The 16,060-nt window shown below is 44.8% G+C and carries 16 protein-coding genes; 12 read left to right on the forward strand and 4 right to left on the reverse strand.

Going from position 1 to position 16,060, the window contains the following annotated elements:
* From MTO98_RS13980 to MTO98_RS13990, 3 genes are read right to left on the reverse strand one after another with little or no spacing between them, the layout of a single operon-like run.
* Window positions 1–2,121, reverse strand: a complete 2,121-nt coding sequence (locus MTO98_RS13980; RefSeq protein WP_243487255.1) for a heavy metal translocating P-type ATPase — start codon at window positions 2,119–2,121, stop codon at window positions 1–3.
* Window positions 2,122–2,135: 14 nt separating this feature from the next.
* On the reverse strand, window positions 2,136–3,338 hold the full coding sequence (locus MTO98_RS13985) for an efflux RND transporter periplasmic adaptor subunit (RefSeq protein ID WP_091207722.1): 1,203 nt from the start codon (window positions 3,336–3,338) through the stop codon (window positions 2,136–2,138).
* Between the two features lie 8 nt (window positions 3,339–3,346).
* Window positions 3,347–7,735, reverse strand: a complete 4,389-nt coding sequence (locus tag MTO98_RS13990; protein ID WP_091207720.1) for a CusA/CzcA family heavy metal efflux RND transporter — start codon at window positions 7,733–7,735, stop codon at window positions 3,347–3,349.
* Between the two features lie 52 nt (window positions 7,736–7,787).
* Between MTO98_RS13990 and MTO98_RS13995 the strand changes: the two genes are divergently transcribed.
* Window positions 7,788–8,006, forward strand: a complete 219-nt coding sequence (locus MTO98_RS13995) for a hypothetical protein (RefSeq protein WP_143065073.1) — start codon at window positions 7,788–7,790, stop codon at window positions 8,004–8,006.
* A 10-nt stretch (window positions 8,007–8,016) separates the two neighbouring features.
* On the opposite strand, the gene MTO98_RS34455 is transcribed toward MTO98_RS13995, so the two are convergent.
* The gene (locus MTO98_RS34455) at window positions 8,017–8,331 is read right to left on the reverse strand and encodes a DUF6660 family protein (RefSeq protein WP_091207717.1); all 315 of its coding nucleotides are present in this window, start codon (window positions 8,329–8,331) and stop codon (window positions 8,017–8,019) included.
* Between the two features lie 154 nt (window positions 8,332–8,485).
* Between MTO98_RS34455 and MTO98_RS14000 the strand changes: the two genes are divergently transcribed.
* The 11 genes from MTO98_RS14000 (at window position 8,486) to MTO98_RS14050 (ending at window position 15,970) form a co-directional block, all read left to right on the forward strand.
* On the forward strand, window positions 8,486–8,941 hold the full coding sequence (locus tag MTO98_RS14000) for an MgtC/SapB family protein (RefSeq protein WP_091207715.1): 456 nt from the start codon (window positions 8,486–8,488) through the stop codon (window positions 8,939–8,941).
* Window positions 8,942–8,973: 32 nt separating this feature from the next.
* Window positions 8,974–9,357, forward strand: a complete 384-nt coding sequence (locus MTO98_RS14005) for a YidH family protein (RefSeq protein ID WP_091207713.1) — start codon at window positions 8,974–8,976, stop codon at window positions 9,355–9,357.
* A 116-nt stretch (window positions 9,358–9,473) separates the two neighbouring features.
* Window positions 9,474–9,869 (forward strand): hypothetical protein, encoded by a 396-nt coding sequence (locus tag MTO98_RS14010; protein ID WP_091207710.1) that lies wholly within the window; start codon window positions 9,474–9,476, stop codon window positions 9,867–9,869.
* A 176-nt stretch (window positions 9,870–10,045) separates the two neighbouring features.
* Complete coding sequence (locus MTO98_RS14015; protein WP_091207708.1) at window positions 10,046–10,459, forward strand: MarR family winged helix-turn-helix transcriptional regulator; 414 nt, start codon at window positions 10,046–10,048, stop codon at window positions 10,457–10,459.
* Between the two features lie 894 nt (window positions 10,460–11,353).
* On the forward strand, window positions 11,354–12,178 hold the full coding sequence (locus tag MTO98_RS14020) for a hypothetical protein (protein WP_091207706.1): 825 nt from the start codon (window positions 11,354–11,356) through the stop codon (window positions 12,176–12,178).
* A 175-nt stretch (window positions 12,179–12,353) separates the two neighbouring features.
* The gene (gene mobC, locus MTO98_RS14025; protein WP_243487256.1) at window positions 12,354–12,761 is read left to right on the forward strand and encodes a plasmid mobilization relaxosome protein MobC; all 408 of its coding nucleotides are present in this window, start codon (window positions 12,354–12,356) and stop codon (window positions 12,759–12,761) included.
* Between the two features lie 318 nt (window positions 12,762–13,079).
* On the forward strand, window positions 13,080–14,363 hold the full coding sequence (locus MTO98_RS14030) for a relaxase/mobilization nuclease domain-containing protein (RefSeq protein ID WP_091207700.1): 1,284 nt from the start codon (window positions 13,080–13,082) through the stop codon (window positions 14,361–14,363).
* Window positions 14,364–14,384: 21 nt separating this feature from the next.
* A complete protein-coding gene (locus tag MTO98_RS14035; protein ID WP_091207698.1) occupies window positions 14,385–15,020 on the forward strand; it encodes a ParA family protein in 636 nt (211 codons plus the stop codon).
* Entirely contained in the window at window positions 15,013–15,351 is a 339-nt protein-coding gene (locus MTO98_RS14040; RefSeq protein ID WP_091207695.1) for a hypothetical protein, read from the forward strand. Before MTO98_RS14035 ends, MTO98_RS14040 begins: the two co-directional genes overlap by 8 nt.
* Complete coding sequence (locus MTO98_RS14045; RefSeq protein ID WP_091207693.1) at window positions 15,348–15,668, forward strand: hypothetical protein; 321 nt, start codon at window positions 15,348–15,350, stop codon at window positions 15,666–15,668. The genes MTO98_RS14040 and MTO98_RS14045 overlap by 4 nt, the downstream gene beginning before the upstream one ends.
* A gap of 5 nt (window positions 15,669–15,673) precedes the next feature.
* Window positions 15,674–15,970: a DUF4134 domain-containing protein gene (locus MTO98_RS14050; RefSeq protein WP_091207690.1), complete on the forward strand. Its 297-nt coding sequence runs from the start codon at window positions 15,674–15,676 to the stop codon at window positions 15,968–15,970.
* Window positions 15,971–16,060: the final 90 nt, after the last annotated feature.

Consider the following 16,060-nt stretch of genomic DNA (forward strand, 5'->3'; position numbering starts at 1 on the left):
TTATTTCTTTTTTCCTTTCGCCGAATTATTATGACCACTATCGTAAGCCAGCAAGCGAAGTGCGTTAAAAACCACCAGGAGTGTTGAGCCTTCGTGAGCGACAACCGCCGGGCCAATAGATGCAATTCCTAATATGGTCAGCGGGATCAGTACAGCGACCATTCCAAGGCTGATACACAAGTTCTGTTTAATAATGCCCCGCGATTTACGGCTAAGGCCTATGGCGAATGGCAGGCTTTCGAGTTTATCCCCCATTAATGCGATATCTGCTGTTTCCAACGCTACATCGGAACCGGCTGCACCCATAGCTATCCCCACAGTACTTTTGGCCATAGCCGGAGCGTCATTAACGCCATCACCAACCATCGCCACTTTTTTCTCTGATTTATCGAGTTTTTGAACAGCTGCAACCTTATCTTCCGGCATCAGGTTACCCCAGGCATCGGTTACGCCAACTTCTTTGGCGACGGCTTCAGCAACCTGCTGGTTATCGCCGGTTAGCATGACCATTTTTTTAATGCCCAGCTCTTTTAACTGGCTGATCACGTTTTTGGCCTCTTTTCTCGGGGTATCCATCAGGGCGATAATGCCCAGGAAGTTTTTTCCGGATTTCACTGTCATAGAGGTGTTGCCACCTTTCTCCAGTTCCTCAACCTGTTTCTTCAATTCCTCGGGCAGCGTTTTGCCAAAAAGTGCCAAATTGCCGATCAATATTTCGTGACTGCCGATCTTAGCCTCTACACCTTTGCCAACAATACCTTTTACACTGCTGGCTTCCGGGATTTTGTGGTTTTTCTTCAACCGCTCCATACCGCCCTTAACAATTGCCTCGGCAAGGGGGTGATCACTCAGGCGTTCCACAACGATAGCAGTTTCCAGGAGTTCTTCTTCTGTAATGCCTTCAAATGGAATAACCTGTGTAAGTTTGGGTTTGCCTTCGGTTAGCGTTCCTGTTTTATCGAACGCGATGGCTTGCAGTTCACCCAAATCTTCCAGCGGACGTCCGCCTTTGATCAACACCCCTCCGCGCGCGGCACGGGCTACTCCGCTTAACACGGCACTGGGCGTACTAATAGCCAAAGCGCAGGGACTTGCTGCAACAAGCACAGACATAGCCCGGTAAAAGCTTTTGCTGAAAGGTTCGTCGATGACAAGGAAAGCAAAACACAGCGCTGTTACCAGTACCAGTACAGCAGGTACAAAATATTTCTCGAACTTATCCGTGAACAACTGCGTAGGGGATTTCTGCTTTTCTGCCTCATTCACCATTTTTACCAGGCGACTGATGGTTGAATCTTTAGCCTCACGAATCACTCTAACCTCTAATGCTGAACCACCGTTGATGGTGCCGGCAAATACGCGGTGCTCAGGTTTGATTGATTTCTCTGCACTGTAATCCTTATCTGGATCAGTCACGGGCCGTTTGTCTACCGGTACACTTTCCCCGGTTATCGGGGCTTGATTCACGCTGCCTTCTCCTTTGATCACGACACCGTCCGCAGGAATTTTGCTGTTTGGTTTGATCAAAATGATCTCGCCCAATTGCAGGTCTTCTATCAGGATTTCGGTTTGTTTCCCGTCTTTGATAACAAGCGCGGTTGGCGGTGCCAAACTGGTGAGCGCTTCTATGGATTTCCGGGCTTTGCCCATGGCATAATGTTCCAATGAATGGCCCAGGCTGAATAAAAATAACAGCAATGCACCTTCCAGCCAGGAACCGAGAATTGCGGCACCAACTGCTGCCACCAGCATCAGGAAATCGATCTCAAAGCCACCTTTCAATACGGTTTCTACAGCTTCTTTGGCTGTAAAGTACCCGCCGAAGAAGTAAGCGACGATGTAACAGGAAAGACTTACCCAATCCGGCAGGCTCTTAATGAAATGCAATCCCCAGCCTGTCCCCAGCGCCACACCGCAAAGGATCGCGAAAATGAGTTCGGTATTTTTTCCAAAAACACCACCATGTTCATGATCATGGCCTTCTTCATGTTCATGGTCTTTCTCGTTATGCTTATGACCCTTTTTTTCCTCTTTATCCTCTGGCCGACTGATATCTACCCTCGGAGTTTCGTGCTTGTGGCCATTTCGCTGGGCCGCATTTTTGCTTTCCTGTTTTTTCATCGTTTTTTAGGATTTTATTCTTCTTCGCTATTTTTAAGCTTACTCAAAAGGTCATAAGCACCTTTTGTAACTATTTGGCTATTAGCAGGTACTTCGGCCGGCAATTGCACCGCGATATAACCTCCTTCATTTACGCCGGTCGTAACCGGCGTCATTTTAAATCGGTATACTTTGGTATCACCATCTTTACGTTTTTCATTGGCGGTCCCTGTACTCAAAAACACATATTGCTTCCCTTCAAAATTCACAACGGCAGTTTCCGGAAGTGCAGGGGTCGCGTTTTTCCCGGTTTCAATAAATGCCTTTACGTAAGTTCCCGGCAAGAAATTAAAGCTGCCTTTGGCAATACTGTGAATGCGTATCGTCTTGTCCGCATTGATTTCTTTACCTACAAGGGAAACGATTGCCTGGCGCTCTGTTGAGTCGTTGGTTAAAGTAAAGCGTACGGTTTGGCCGGTTTTTACTTTTTCGGCATCCCGCTCGAATACATTTAATTCCACGTGGAGGTTATTGCTGTTTACTATTTCCAGCATGATATCATTTGGATTAACAAATTTACCTACGTTGGTATTCACCTTGGTCACGTAGCCGCCTATAGGTGCATAGATATTTACCGTACTACGTATGCCTGCCGGTGTCAGCTTTTCAGGGTCGATATTGATCAGGCGCAAACGTTGGCGCAAGGCCGCTTCGCGCGCCATTGAACTCTCATAACTGGCCTTGGCCTGTTGTAAAACCTTTGTAGCCGTTACATTTTGCGAGGCCAGGGTTTGCTGACGCTTGTACTCGGCTGAATTAAGATCATGCTGGCTTTTGCTATCGAGGTAGTCTTGTTGTAATTGTACATAATCCTGGTTTTCCAGTATGGCGATCACTTGCCCTTTCTTAACTACAGAACCTTGAAGCACCGGTATCGATTTTACAATACCACCCATTTGGGTGCTGATGCTCACTAAATCCTGTGGTGGTACGTCTATAAATCCGTTAACTTTCAGAACACCACTTAGCGCTTTCTGGCTTACTGTTTCCAGTTTAACACCCAAAGTATTATACTGCGCGTCGCTGATCTCAGCGACATTACTTTCTTCTTTCTTTTTCGTGGTATCTGCCGTAGCAGCAGTTTCTTTATTGCCACCACCACTGCAGCTGCTCATCGATAAGGCCAGTGAAACGATGATCATCAGGCCCGAAAATTTTATTATTAATTGCTTTTTCATTTCTTTTATTATAAACCGGTCAGGTATTGCAAGTCGTAAACAGATTGATTGTATTGATTAAGGGCTTGTAAGTAAGCCAAACGAATGTCCGATGCCGTTTTCAGCGCCTGCACAAATTCTACATAACTGATCTCCCCGTTTCGGAAGGCGATCTGCGCCTGTTTCAGGATCAGCTCTGCATTGGGCAGGGCGCTGCTTTCATAGTAGGATACCGAACGGTCACTTTTCAGTAACTGGTGGTAAGACTGCTCATATTGGCTGGAGAGGTTTTTCTCATACAGTTGCAATTGCGTCTGCGATACCTCCTTTTGAATGCGGGCCGCTTTTACGCGTGCTGCGAAAGGTTTAAAGAACAAAGGAATTGAAATTCCCGCCTGAAAGCCCTGGAAGCGGTTGGCACCGGTGAAATTTTGATCAGTTCCGTTAACATTTTGAATACCCATGATCGACTGGTTGAAATAGCCTACGGTAAAATCCGGCCCGGATTTCGCTTTCTCCAGGCTGATCGTACGGTCTGCTAAAATTACCTGCTGGCGCTGATACGCCAGTTGGGGATTTTGGTTAATGGCACTGTCCAAATGTTTAAACTCAGCGCTCGCCCTTTTCAGCGAACCGCTTACCAGCGATACGGAATCGCTTGTATTCATTAACCGTTGCAGTTCTGCACTTGCTGCGGCAATATCTCCGCTGTTCTTGCTGCGTTGGTTACGTACCTCATTTAACTGAGTTTCCGCGGTGGTCTTTTCCAGTAAATTGCTTTCACCTGCTTTAAAACGTACCGAGGCGGCGCGGAAGAACTCGTTATAAATCGAATCCTGGCGCAAATAAAGGTCGCTCAGTGCAGTAAAATAAGCGAGTTGCCCGAAGGCCTGCCGCACCTGGTAACGCAATTGCGATTGGGTAACATTCAGTCCGATCCTGGCGTTCTGCTCCTGCGCCTCATAAACCTGGCGCTGGCTTTTAAATAAACCGGGGAAAGGGATACTTTGCGTGATATTGATCTGATTATCCCGCTTGATACTGTTGAACTGACCGTATTGGAAGTTGAAATTAGTTTTGCCCAGGTCAACGGAACTACCTTTTAGTGCCGTTTGCTGGCTGATCTCCAGTTGTGAGGCCTTAACACCAAAGTTATTGGCAGATGCAGTTGAAATAGCCTGCTCCAGCGTAAGCGGTTGTCCGGGGGCAGGACGGTTTTGTGCTTTGGCTGAAGGCAGGCAAAATCCTAATAGCAATAATAGTGAGGCTACAACCTTTGCGGCTTTGCCACCTTTACGGTTTTTTCCGAAATTCTCGAAATACGTATATAACACGGGTAATACAATTAAAGTCAATATCGTCGAAGTGATCAAACCACCGATAACTACGGTTGCCAGCGGTTTTTGCACCTCAGCCCCGGCAGCAGATGAAATTGCCATCGGCATAAAGCCTAACGAGGCAACCGTTGCTGTCATCAGTACCGGACGGAGCCGTTCAGCAGTACCTTCGAGCACGATCTTTTTAAGATCGGTAAGGCCACTTTTCTTTAACCTGTTAAACTCAGTGATCAATACGATACCGTTCAATACCGCTACACCGAATAGCGCGATGAAGCCCACGCCAGCTGATATACTGAATGGCATACCGCGTAACAGTAAGGCAAATACGCCGCCAATAGCTGCCATTGGTATTGCGGAAAAGATCAGGACGGATTGCTTGATCGAGCCAAAAGAGAAGTACAATAATAGCAAGATGAGCAACAAGGCCACCGGTACCGCAACGCTTAATCTTGCAGTCGCTTCTTTCAGGTTTTCAAACTGTCCACCATAGGTGACATAATAACCGGCAGGCATTTTTATCTGTTGATTAACCTTGGCCTGTATTTCAGTTACTACAGATTGAATATCACGGCCACGTACATTCAGGCCTACCACGATACGACGTTTGGTATCCTCGCGCTGGATCTGGTTAGGGCCAACCTGGAACTGCACACTGGCCAGTTGTTCCAGTGGTACCTGGTTACCGTTTGGCGCTGTTACATAAAGGTTCTTCACGTCATCAATATTCTGACGGTTCTGATCCGAGAGGCGCACGACCATATCATAACGGCGCTCACCCTCGTAAACAAGCCCTGCGGATTGACCGGCAAAGGCGGCATTAATGGCCTGGTTAACGGTTGACACACTCAAGCCGTATTGGGCCACTTTATCCCGGTCAATTTTCACAACGATCTGTGGAAGACCTGTTGCCTGCTCAATATATAAATCTTTGGCACCTGAAACGCTGCTCACAATTTTGCCAACCTTTTGTGATAGCTCGGCTAATGTTTGCAGGTCGTCACCAAATATTTTGATACCAATATCCTGTCTAACGCCGGAGATCAGCTCATTGGAACGAAGCTGGATGGGCTGGGAAAATCCGAAGGTTACACCTGGTACGCTCTCCAGTTCCTTGGCCATCAGATTGGCCAGTTCTTCGCGATCCTGGGTGGTTGTCCATTCTTTTTTATCTTTCAGGATCACCGTTAAATCGCATGCGTCCATTGGCATAGGGTCTGTGGGAATCTCCGCTGCACCGATCTTACCGATCACTTCTTTTACTTCAGGGAATTTTTTTACCAGTATTTGTGAGGCCTGGTTTACCTTATCAATAGTTTGGGAAAGGGAACTGCCGGTCAGCAATCTCGTTTCAACGGCGAAATCGCCTTCTTCCAGCGTTGGGATGAACTCACCGCCCATGCGGGTAAACGTGAACACTGCTGCGACCAATAGTACAACAGAAACGATGATGATCGGCATGCGGTGATTTAAGGCACCTTTGATCATCGGCTCGTAGCGTTTATGCACCGCGTCCATCATTTTGTCTGAGAAGTTCTTGCCTTTTTTTGGTTTTTTACTCAGGAACATCGATGAAATCATTGGCACATAGGTCAAAGACAAAAGGAATGCACCAATAATGGCAAACGCAACGGTTTCAGCCATCGGCCGGAACATTTTACCTTCTATACCTACCAAGGCCAATATTGGAAAATATACAATCAGGATAATTATCTGCCCAAATGCTGCAGCACTCATCATACGCACAGCCGACGTTTCTACCTGGTCATTCATCTCCTGTTGCGTATAAGCTTTTGCGCGTTCTTTTGCATAAAGCAAATGCATCGTAGCTTCCACGATAATCACAGCGCCATCCACGATCAAACCAAAATCTATCGCTCCAAGGGACATCAGGTTACCGGATACCCCAAAAAGGTTCATCATACAGATGGCGAAAAGCATCGCTAACGGGATTACCGAGGCAACTACCAAACCGGCCCGAAGATTACCCAGGAAGATAACCAACACGAAGATTACAATAAGCGCACCCTCGATCAGGTTCTTTTCTACTGTACCTATAGCTCTTCCCACCAGGGCACTACGGTCAAGGAATGATTCTACAACTACGCCCTGCGGTAATGAGGTATTGATGCGGGCGATCTTTTCTTTCACCGCTTTTACAACGTTATTAGCATTAGCGCCCTTTAACATCATCACGATACCGCCAACCGCCTCACCACTGTTCTCTTTAGAAGCGCGGGTAAGCGCACCATAACGGATAGAATTGCCAATTTTAACAACCGAGATATCTCGGATCAGAACCGGTGTACCGTCCGTATTGTTCTTCACGACGATTTTGCCGATATCATCGGTAGATCCTACCAAACCTTCGCTCCTGATAAAGTAGGCATTGGGCTTTTTATCTATATAAGCGCCACCGGTATTTTGGTTATTCTGCTCCAGGGCATCAAATACATTGGTAATGCTGAGGTTGAAGCTGCGCAGTTTATCGGGATCAAGCGCGATTTCATATTGTTTTAATAGGCCGCCAAAGCTATTTACCTCGGCAATACCAGGTGTGCCTAATAGCTGCCGACGAACGATCCAATCCTGGATGCTCCGCAGCTCACGGGCGTTAAATTTAGTTTCATATCCCGGTTTGGCGTGAATCACATATTGATAGATCTCGCCAAGACCAGTTGAAATAGGGGAAATTTCAGGGTTGCCTAAACCGGCCGGAATATTGTTTTTGGCCTCTGCAAGTTTTTCGTTAACCTGCTGGCGTGCCCAATAGATATCCACATCATCGTGGAATACAATAGTCACCACCGAGAGACCGAAACGAGAGATAGAACGCACCTGTTCAATCTCAGGAATGGTGGCCATCGTTTGTTCGACCGGATAGGAAATAAGCCTTTCAACCTCCTGGGTCGCCAGGGAGGGGCTCAATGTAATAACCTGAACCTGATTATTAGTAATATCAGGAACGGCATCTATGGGTAATTTTTTGAGTGACCAGATACCCCAGGCAATCAGCCCGAGCGTAAATAACCCAATTACCAATTTATTGTTGATGGAAAAATGAATGATCTTATTCAGCATAAAATTAATCTAATGCTTGGATAAGATATGACAGTACCTCTGTATCATCCCTATGATCGCCAGTAACAAAACAATAGTAACGATGATTAGCGATATGGTGCGGATAATGCGCATCCATAGTGGCTTACGGGATTTTTTCTTCTTTTTATTTTTGTTGGTTACAGAGGTACGCTTAGCAGGTGTTAACCTGTTTGTTGCCATACCGGTACAAGTAAAACATAAAAAAATAAACTTGCCGCAGGAATACGTCAGTTATGACGCAAGCGGCTAACTCGAAATGTTTATGCGTTTAGCTTGGGCGGTTGCCAAATATTAGCTGGTCGGGTAACCGGCTTTTCCGGGATCATGTAAACAGTAATAGGTGTATACTTGCCTGCAACTGGCCTGAAGACCATTTTACCTTGTATAACTACCTGCATATTGCAGCAGCTACAATGGCACATCGGCGGGCATTGATCCTGAGTAGTATTAGATTGATGGTGTTTTGTGAAAATAGTTGAAACGAAAGAATCAGGCGCAGCACCGACCTTATCCTTGCATGGCTCTAAGTCCAGGGCAAGAAAAAAGATCGCAAATATGAAGCACATCCATTTCATTTCGATGCAAAGATATTAAAACAGTTTTTAAAAATATAATTAATAAGTTTGACTATTGTCATAACCAGATACGTAACAACTATTTATACGGTTTGTTTATAAGACTTTACCCTATAGATCTTGTTACATTTTTAACATCTTTTAACACTTCTCCATGACCTACCAGGCGGAACTGATAATTTTAGGCAAGATTTTACTGGCGGCGATCCTTGGTGCGGTCATCGGGTACGACCGTGAAAAACATGGCCGCGATGCTGGTATCCGCACTTACGCTGCCGTTTGTGTCGGTGCCGCTATATTTACGTCGATTGCTGCCCATCTTGGCGATACTGCCGCAGCCTCCCGTATTGTTGCCAATATCGTTGTTGGAGTTGGTTTTCTTGGTGCGGGTATTATTTCCCGAGATGCGTCCGGCAAAGGTTCACAGGGATTAACAACTGCGGCGACAACCTGGTGTACCGCCGCAGTTGGTGTTACGCTTGGCCTGAATGAATTTTTGATTGCGATAGGTACGGCTGCCTTATTATACTTTCTGCTGGCTCTTCATCATCATAAATGGTACGTTAATTGGAAGAGATCATTACATGAAAATGAACGCAAGGAAGAATAATAACAGTTGTTCATTCGATCTAATTATGATGTATGACAACAGATAATCAACAAAAGATCAATGCCAGTGACCATTTGGCCAATGAGCGTACCTTTTTAGCCTGGATACGTACAAGCATTGCCCTTATGGGTTTCGGGTTTGTGGTGGTCAAATTTTCGCTTTTTTTAAAGCAACTCACCATTGTTGTAAATGACAAGATGCCAGCTCCTTCCAGAGGTTTTTCGGTAATTATCGGAATTTCTATGGTTGCAATTGGGGCGATAACCGCGTTGATCGGTTACCTGCGTTATCAAAGGATTGAACAGCAATTGTTGAATGGCAAATTTAATCCCACCTCCAGGCTTTTATTTCTGCTGACCACGCTTCTTATTGCCGCCTCCATAGTTTTGTTATATTACCTCTTGTCAAACTTGTAATGTTCGCAATTGCATTCATTTTATGAGCCTAAACCGAGTTTGCTTAATTTAACCTCCAATAAAAATTTGCTACGAATCGCAAATTTTTATGATGTTTGTTCTGCTACCGGAAGACAATGAAATATAAAAATACAATTCGTGGCAAATTCTTCTCTGTGCTTGCGCTGACATTAATCTATTCGTTAGTCGCAATCACGCATATTTTCCTGCTTCCTTTACAGCATCAGCCAGTATTCCATACCAAAACTGTAAAAGGCAATTCCATATTTAAGAGAAAGCAAGAACAGGTCAGCGGTATTTTACCATCTAATAGCCTGGTCAAGCGCCTCGATAAATCCGTATTAGAAGATCGCAAGCTGGCTCATGGCCTCCCTTTTGTCTTACTTCATAAGTTTAAGGCCTTTCTGATCGTTGCGCAATTAAAACAGTTCCTAACACAATCACCAGATTGTTTTTTTTCTGCTTTAAGGACTCGTCAATTATTTCTCTCGCTCTGTACGATCCGTATCTGATCAACCTATAAGGTTGCCAATGCATCCTTCCAAAAATCTTACCTAAAACAATCTGATGATGGGAAAAAGCACCTATTGCTTGCTATCGTTTGTTAACTGTTACTCGCATTTTTGAGTCATCTAAGTCTATAGGTAGTCAATCAATCAGGGGAAAAATTAATCAACCAATTCAAGGTATGCAATTGATGATTTCTAAACAACTGCGTAAATTAAAGAACCGCTACGCACAATCCGTTCTAAAAGAAATTCCCGGTAAACCTGGGGAGTATTTGATCGACATCATTACTATACTATCATCAGCCACTCAACCGCAAACACAAAAAATGATTGCGGAACTTCTTGAGCTGGACAAGTCTCGTATAGCCGTTATTATCGATGCACTCAACACAAAGGGTTATACCTACACGTCTTTAAACCCGGCAGACCGTCGGGAGCATTTCGTTTTCCTTACCAAAAAAGGTCAGGCAATGCAGCCATTAGTTCAGGCAGCCATAGATAAAGTAAATGAAACGCTTTATAAAGGGATGACAACTGACCAGATCCTTCAATTTGAAGGTTTGCTGGTCAGGTTAAATAATAATTTAGTATAAATGAATCAAAGGGCTGGATAAAAATTCAGCCCTTTTTGTTTTATTCAATTTAGGAAACTCAGAGATAGTTTACCGTATCATAAATCCTCTTTGCGATTTAGTCTGTCCCCTGGCGATAAAATCTTTAACCGCACATTAACTACTGATTTAGTCAGTGGAATAATCCGGTAATTACAATTCCCGTTGTATCCGGATTTTATTTAAATAAGGCTCCCGAAACTTTATATCCAGATAAAAATATTTATAGGTAGTACCTGAAAGCTCCTGATATGCACCTTCCCGTTAACCTCACTTTTGGCTCCATGGAGCTGGAAGTGAGGTTTCGTTGTTTTGGAAAGTGTTCGTTATCTGTGGTGTAGTTCATCCACTTTAACCAGTTAACCTTTCTCAAGCAACTTCCCTAAACAGTAGCCTGCAATGGCGACGGTCGAATTAATATTCGGCATCATAACCTTGTAGGGTAGCTGAAATCTCCATCGAAAATTGATTGGGCTTCGCTGAATGCCATTGTCGCATCCAGCAAACGAAGCTCCTATCTGCCAACCGCAGATAGCACTGACGGCACTGTCCGCAGTTCTTTGACGTATGGGGATGAAGCATTATCCGGCCACTAACCGGAAATCAGGCGAAGGTGCGCGTAAAGCCGCAATAATCCGAAAACGCCTGGGCAGTTTAAAGACCGTGTTGTAGAACACGACGTGAGTAATCCCGAAAAAATACCGGTAGAAATGAATTTTCGGGTTCGTTACCCGCTGCCGGTACAAATAAGGTCGTTCGACATATATCATTTAGGATCGAACCAACTTTATCGTTCGCTGTGGCTTGAGTTACTCAACAATTATTCCGATCCACAGCCTTTCTGAAATAACAATTACGCAATTAATAATCATTACCATGAATGAACTGCATGAACTCTCATCAGCAGGGCCAGGTATTTCTATATCCCAAATCCTCAAATATGCCGGATTTAGGCAGGTTGAAACCTGTGGCCGAATTGTAATCTATGAAAATTGGTCACCATTGGCTGGCGCAAGTATAAAAATAGCTTGTGATGATCAATTGGAAGTATGGTACGATCAACATTATAAAAAAGGCGGTACGCTGGTTGATCTGGTCAAGCACTGGTGGCATGTAGACGAACAGGCCGCAAATCATAAAATTGCCCTGCTACAGCAAGATGCTACAAAGGTCAAACGTCCCCGTATTCAAGTTCCCGTAAAAATCCCCAATTATGTTATTGAAGATGTTAAGGATTTAGGTACGAACGACCTGATAACCAATTTCCTTAACCAAAATGGCCTGTTTGACACAGCCAGGCAATATTTTAAGGAGCTGTATTACTATACTGTCGATTTTTATGGCAATAAAAAAGATTTTTGCGCAGCCGCATGTCAGAACTCAAAATATGGCTGGCAGGTCATCAGCAAACACTTTAACGGTTGCATCGGAAAAGTAGGAATCACCATTCTTAAAAATGACCTTCGAAGGCTTGTCGTTTTTGAAAATCAATTCCGCTACCTGATTTGGAAGAAAGAAAATAGCTCAGTAAATCACTCGGCAGTGATCCTAAACACAAATGAAGGCCTTAACGAGGCCATCAGGATGGCAGCCTCATTCCCCGAGATCGGGCTATACTTTTCAACAACTGCCGCCGGTGTTGAAGCAGCAAATAACTTCGCCAGGGCATTGCCTTATGCGAACAATCATCTTGTTTACTAATATATTGTATCTGGATACAATTTGGTTTTTATCCTTGCAAGATGTCTTCGTGTCCGACAAAAACCTCCGGTATTTTGCCAGACACTCAGAATCTTGCCCCGGCCATTCACTTCGTTCGTTCCTCTCTGCGTGAAAGACCGGGGAGTATCGGAATTTCGCAACCTCAATTCCTCTTATGAAGGCAAAGCTGAAACTCGGGGGACGGCCACCAATGACCGATGGTAAAAGATCAAAAAAAATCGATGTCCGCTTTACAGAAGAAGAATACCGTATGATTCTTCAATGGGAAGAAACCATGGGCATCACTAAAACCGATTTGATACGCGGTCGCGTTTTACAGAAAACAAAGGAAGCCATTGTGAATGCAAAAGCATTGATTGAAGAAATTGATGCTATCGGAACTGAGTTAGGCCGTTGTGGTAATAATATCAATCAACTGGCGCGTCATGCCAATACTCTCAATAAAGCCGGTCGGTTAAATCCTTCGGTTATCAATGAGTTCAACCGGCTTTTTACGGATTATCTAAAACGGATAGAAACATTGGAAACCACCTTTCGGAAACTGATCCGCATCGCGCGATAATATATCCGGGGATAAAATACTCAGGTGGATTTTACCTGGAGACAATCGCCAATGTATCCCGATACACCGGCACAATGTATCTGGCTATCCAGAGACAAAGTTTAAAGGTATCAGGCTACAATATACCGGGGTATCTTGTACCCGGCTTGAATTTACCTGGAGATAAAAACAGAGATATGATGTAGCTGGAGATCATTCACTTTGTAACCGGATATGATCAATCCCGTATCTGGAAATTTTGTATCCGGATCTTTTATCTCTGGTTCTTAATGATCCCGGTACGATATAGCCAGCTCTCCAGGGGTAAACAAGCTAACTATGATCGTTAAGATATTGTCTTCAGCCGCCTCTTTTCCCGGTGTTGATTATAACACCAGTAAAATGGATAGGAATAAAGGTGAATTGATGGCCGTTCGGAATTTCGGGGCATTGCAAGGCCTGACGAACCTGCGCCCCGAAGATTATATCAATTACCTGAAAATGGTTTCTGCTACCAATAAGGCGGTATCTAAACCACAATTTCATGTGACGATTTCAACCGAGGGGCGACTTCATAATAAACATGAATTAACCGGCATTGCCGAACAATGGTTGGATAAAATGGGGTATGCTGCCCAGCCTTATTTGATCGTCTTTCATAAAGATACCGACAATAACCATATCCATTTGGTATCGACAAGGATTGATAAAAATGGTAAAAAAATCAATAGCGGCTTTGAGAAAAATCGCGCCATTCAACAACTCAATGAGGTTGTGGGTATTGCCCCCGTGCTTAACGCGAAATCAGATATTGAAAACGCTTTAAATTATAGTTATTCGACCAAAGCACAATTTATGATGATCCTGGAAGCACAGGGTTACAAATTCAGCGAGAATGAGGGGCTTCTTAATATCATCAAATATGGGAAAGTTCAGGCGCAGGTTAACACGCAGCAGGTATTGGCCCATATGGGTACAGAGCCGGATAAAAAACGTACAGCTCAGCTTAAGGCGATATTATATAAATACACACCACAACATGATCTGTCATCACTAACCCAATACCTGAAAAGCAAACATGGCCTCATATTGCTCCTTCACGCTAAAGGGGATCAGCCGCCTTATGGATATTCAGTTATCGATCATGCGGGTAAAAATGTATTCAAGGGCAGCGAAATATTAGCCTTAAAGAACTTGTTATCAATGATCAGCAATCCTCCGGTTGATCAGCGTGTTCTGGCCGAACCCGTCAAGTACCAGTTGGCGGACGACGACCCGGGACGCCGCACCTATTATAAGGCCATGCTCAAAGTGGCTACCAATAATTACCCTGACATCAGGCAGGGGCTCCATCAGGTAGGTATCGATATCTACGAACGCGACAATCGCTATTTTCTCATAAATCATAAAGACGGGGCTTTTATCCCCCTCGATCAGCTGCTTGAACCTGCTGATTATCACCGTACCCTTGAGGCGTTTGATGCCTCCGGTGAACTTGAATCGGAACTATCTCCCGAACATCTCTTTATTCCTCCGCCAATCATCGCGGAGTCCATCGACGACGAGGCCATTAACGGCCGTAACAGACGTCGCAAAAAACACCCGCGCACCAACAGCAGGTAGGACAAAAAAATCCCACACATCATGATTATAATTATCGGCAACCAAAAAGGTGGTGCCGGCAAAAGTACGCTTACTCTTTTGCTGGCCAATTACCTCACCATGGTCAAAAAAAGAAAAGTGACCGTCATTGATATGGACTATCAGCAGTCCATCGCACAGAAGTACGAAAAAGCCAAAGTGCTTGAAAATGAAGAGCCTTATGAGGTGGTAGCGGCCTCACTCGAAGACTACCCGGATTTACTGGAACTGATAAAATCCGACCCCGAAACCCTTGTATTGATCGACCTCCCTGGAAAACTGGATGATGATGGCTTGTTGCCGGTTTTCAAATCCGCAGATCTCGTGATTTGCCCATTTGCCTATGATGAGTTCAGCTTTGAATCGACCATACTGTTTTCCGTCGTTTTCAAAAAATTGTGCCCGGACTGCGAAATGATGTTCGTTCCAAACCGCATCAAAGCCAACGTCCGCTATGACACCCAATCCGACGTGGACGAGCAATTGAAAAAATTCGGTATGGTCACCGCTGCTATACCTGATCGGATCGATTTTCAGCGGACGAGTACATTTCAAACACCTATATCTGTGTTCCCCGCCGTCCGGCCGGTTTTCGATGGCTTGTATAAACAACACCTCAAAATGGAGCCAAATGCATGAAATTAAATCACTGGCTGATCAGCTCCGCAATCGCATTAACAAACCGGATGCGCCAGCGGTGGAAAAATCACCACCTCAAAAAAAGAAGGGGAAAAAGCAGCAGGTAGCAGCGCCGGTTCTTGAGCTGCTACGGGCTTATGATCTTGCCGACCACAAAAGCATGATCCATGTGCGGTTTGAAACACCTACAGCACAACTACTGCATCATCTCAAAATGGCCTCGGGTATCGAGGTCAATAAAGTGGTCGGCTATGCGGTGAAGCAGTTTTTAGAACAGCATCCCGAATTGAAAATTATCGTCAAGCAATACCTCCAAACTATTGAATTATGAACTGGACAACTTTTTTACTCTGGTTGGGGGCGATTTATGCCCTCTATTACACCGCAATCATTCTTTTTGAATCATTAAACCATAAAGATCCGGCTGCCACAAAGACTGCCGTGCACGAGCTCACCTTTTCTGAGCCGGTTGTACCGCTAAATGCGGTCGAACTGTTTGGAGGCAATACCGCCCCGTCAAGCCCGATATCGCAAGGGCCGAAATTAAGTGCCCCGGAAATGATTGCCTCGGGTGGGGTACTGCTGAAAGACGTCTTCAGCCTGGCAAGAAAGGAGGCCATCGTTTATCTCAAAGAAGTAAGTTTTTAACCAGCATGAACAAGCGCATCATACTGGTATCAGTATTGGTCGCGTCAGCTCTATCAACCTCCGCACAGCCCGGTATCGACGAAATCAACCAGGCCAAACAGCAACTAAGCTCAACTTTTTTTTCCGCTCTCGACTGTAGTCTTGTCCTTGCCGGAATCTTCGGCATCTTAGGCGCGGTGCGTATTTACCACAACTGGCAAATGGGACATCCTCGCATAGATCAGGCTGTGGCCGGTTGGTTCTTCGCGGCCATTTTTATGATACTGGCAGGCGGCTTTTTGCAGGCCCTGTTCGGTATCTGAATCTATCATTTTTCTAATCTAAACAACCCTGAAAGCGGCTCCGGTTCACCGGGCCGCTTTCTTTTTTTCCAACCCTTAATAACCTCATTT

The sequence above is a fragment of the Mucilaginibacter sp. SMC90 genome (assembly GCF_022811725.1).
Taxonomy (GTDB): Bacteria; Bacteroidota; Bacteroidia; order Sphingobacteriales; family Sphingobacteriaceae; genus Mucilaginibacter.

Bases quoted from the DNA above. Each gene is read 5' to 3' on its own strand.
- MTO98_RS14010 (WP_091207710.1), top strand. From the start codon at position 9,474: ATGAAATATAAAAATACAATTCGTGGCAAATTCTTCTCTGTGCTTGCG.
- MTO98_RS13985 (WP_091207722.1), bottom strand. From the start codon at position 3,338: ATGAAAAAGCAATTAATAATAAAATTTTCGGGCCTGATGATCATCGTT.
- MTO98_RS13980 (WP_243487255.1), bottom strand. From the start codon at position 2,121: ATGAAAAAACAGGAAAGCAAAAATGCGGCCCAGCGAAATGGCCACAAG.
- MTO98_RS13990 (WP_091207720.1), bottom strand. From the start codon at position 7,735: ATGCTGAATAAGATCATTCATTTTTCCATCAACAATAAATTGGTAATT.
- MTO98_RS14015 (WP_091207708.1), top strand. From the start codon at position 10,046: ATGCAATTGATGATTTCTAAACAACTGCGTAAATTAAAGAACCGCTAC.
- MTO98_RS13995 (WP_143065073.1), top strand. From the start codon at position 7,788: ATGATCGCCAGTAACAAAACAATAGTAACGATGATTAGCGATATGGTG.
- mobC (WP_243487256.1), top strand. From the start codon at position 12,354: ATGAAGGCAAAGCTGAAACTCGGGGGACGGCCACCAATGACCGATGGT.
- MTO98_RS14045 (WP_091207693.1), top strand. From the start codon at position 15,348: ATGAACTGGACAACTTTTTTACTCTGGTTGGGGGCGATTTATGCCCTC.
- MTO98_RS14000 (WP_091207715.1), top strand. From the start codon at position 8,486: ATGACCTACCAGGCGGAACTGATAATTTTAGGCAAGATTTTACTGGCG.
- MTO98_RS14005 (WP_091207713.1), top strand. From the start codon at position 8,974: ATGACAACAGATAATCAACAAAAGATCAATGCCAGTGACCATTTGGCC.
- MTO98_RS14040 (WP_091207695.1), top strand. From the start codon at position 15,013: ATGCATGAAATTAAATCACTGGCTGATCAGCTCCGCAATCGCATTAAC.
- MTO98_RS14030 (WP_091207700.1), top strand. From the start codon at position 13,080: ATGATCGTTAAGATATTGTCTTCAGCCGCCTCTTTTCCCGGTGTTGAT.
- MTO98_RS14050 (WP_091207690.1), top strand. From the start codon at position 15,674: ATGAACAAGCGCATCATACTGGTATCAGTATTGGTCGCGTCAGCTCTA.
- MTO98_RS34455 (WP_091207717.1), bottom strand. From the start codon at position 8,331: ATGAAATGGATGTGCTTCATATTTGCGATCTTTTTTCTTGCCCTGGAC.
- MTO98_RS14020 (WP_091207706.1), top strand. From the start codon at position 11,354: ATGAATGAACTGCATGAACTCTCATCAGCAGGGCCAGGTATTTCTATA.
- MTO98_RS14035 (WP_091207698.1), top strand. From the start codon at position 14,385: ATGATTATAATTATCGGCAACCAAAAAGGTGGTGCCGGCAAAAGTACG.